This is a genomic window from Bacillota bacterium (genome assembly GCA_012842395.1).
Lineage (GTDB): Bacteria > Bacillota > SHA-98 > UBA4971 > UBA4971 > UBA6256.
Genome location: DUSX01000046.1, coordinates 1 through 1,753, shown reverse-complemented (window position 1 = coordinate 1,753; position 1,753 = coordinate 1). Strand labels below are relative to the sequence as shown.

The window sequence follows — 1,753 nt, the reverse complement described above, 5'->3', positions numbered from 1 at the left end:
TCCGCGCAGGGGAGATTCCACAGACTCTTGCCGTGTCCCGGCGCTGGCGCCCCCGGTCCCAGGCGCACAGGAGCTATCCGTGCGTCCAGGTAGTCTGCTGGCCGGTGGTCATCATCGGCAGCGCGACCGACGTCGAGACGGTCGCGTCCGTTGTCGGTAGCGCAAGGGGGCTTCTCCACGTTACGTGGTTTCCATACCTGGCGCGGCTTGGGGCGAAGATTCATCCGGACGGGATGTGCCTTCTTCACCCGTTCGACCGCGCCGACATACATGCGTCCTTGTGCGCAAACGGACTTGCGCCGGAGACGGACTTCTTCGAGCCCGACCCGCCCCACCTGAGGCGCATCAAGTAGGGACGCGTGAGCGCCACGGCTGGTCCCGACGCCTAGCGGACGGCTCGGGGAATCCCGCCCTGGGAGGAGGTTGGCGTCAGGCGGCGAAGTTCCAACTCGTGCGGTCTGGCCCATGCATGGCATGCTGAAAGCACGCCAGGGATCTACCGCCAGAGGACACGGCGCCACGTACGAGGAGGGGTGAGCATGGATCCGGTTGTCCAATATCTCAAACAGTGGGAAGGTTATGAGCCCGCAGGGCAACGTCTACCGATGCTAATCGAGGCATATCACAAAGTACGCGGCGACGAACGCCTGAAGGGATGGAGGTTTGCCCCAGGTAGACAGCGTCCGAACGAACACAGCAAGAATCCCATGCACTGTGCATTTGCTGCCACACCCTTCGACACCGACGACTGGTTCATTCTCAGGCTGGTGAAACGGTGCCTAGACAAGTTTTCTATAGGTTTCTGCCTGGACTACGGTGTGCAGGACAGGAAGGGACAATTGACTCGCATAACTTACCGGCGAAGGGAGACTGGTGCGGCCATCAAAGAGATGCAGGAAGCTAATCCTGCCCTCCTGCCCACGGCGTGCTGGCCGAAAGCGGACAAGGACGCCCAACCTCACGCGTTCAAGGGATTTGAGTGGAAGTTCCAGATGCCATCAAGCGCGGACGAACTTGCGGACAGGTTCGTAAGGACAGTCCTTGAGTGGGAGAGACTGTTCAGGATGATCATATGAGTGACGTTGAGTGACTTGCGGTGACCATGCGCAAGAGCGGGTTTCCCACAATCAGATCTCATTACGGGGGGTGCCCGTGCCAATGCCGTACGCGAGAACTGCGAGCCACCCGGAAGCCATGCTCAAAATCCTTATGACCATCATGGAGAAGACGCCATCCGGTGGCGCCTCTCTCGAGGACTTGAAGGAGGCGTACAGGGAAGTCAAGGACAGAGACCCGTCAGACAGGACCATCCGGCGCATGATAAGACGCATCAACCTCTTCTTTGACCCGCTCGCATACGGTGCCGTGCCCGATCCCAGCGAAGCCGAGGACTTGGCCTGGGGGCGCGATGATGAGGAGGAGGAGGAGGAAGAGGTGCTGCCCGGCTCCCGCGCCATCGAAGCGAGGATGAAGAACGGCAGGCGGGTTTACGTCTTTTCCCGCGACCTTACTGCGAGCTCCCACGTGACACCAGACCTTGCGCTATGGATCACCTTGAGCCTGTACCCGCAGCAGCGCAGCATGCTGCCGAAGGAGTTCGAGGTCCTCATGAAGTTCGTCTTTGACGCCGTGCTGCGGGGGCTCGCCGAGTTTGCAAAGCTCCGGCAGGAGATCGAGAGATGGGTGTATGTGTCGGGGTACGGCCCGCAGGACCCGCCCAGGCAGGTCAGGCTCATCAAGGACGTTCTCCACG

3 protein-coding genes are annotated in these 1,753 nt (G+C 60.7%); all 3 read left to right on the top strand.

Going from position 1 to position 1,753, the window contains the following annotated elements:
* The first annotated feature begins 104 nt into the window (after positions 1-104).
* Positions 105-353: a hypothetical protein gene (locus tag GX515_13125; protein HHY33937.1), complete on the top strand. Its 249-nt coding sequence runs from the start codon at positions 105-107 to the stop codon at positions 351-353.
* A gap of 186 nt (positions 354-539) precedes the next feature.
* Complete coding sequence (locus GX515_13120; GenBank protein ID HHY33936.1) at positions 540-1,076, top strand: hypothetical protein; 537 nt, start codon at positions 540-542, stop codon at positions 1,074-1,076.
* Between the two features lie 82 nt (positions 1,077-1,158).
* Positions 1,159-1,753: WYL domain-containing protein (locus GX515_13115; protein ID HHY33935.1), on the top strand; the 595-nt coding region annotated here is incomplete at its 3' end.

What these genes read in the sequence shown, in the direction of transcription:
- GX515_13120 (HHY33936.1), top strand. Translation starts at nt 540, where the DNA reads ATGGATCCGGTTGTCCAATATCTCAAACAGTGGGAAGGTTATGAGCCC.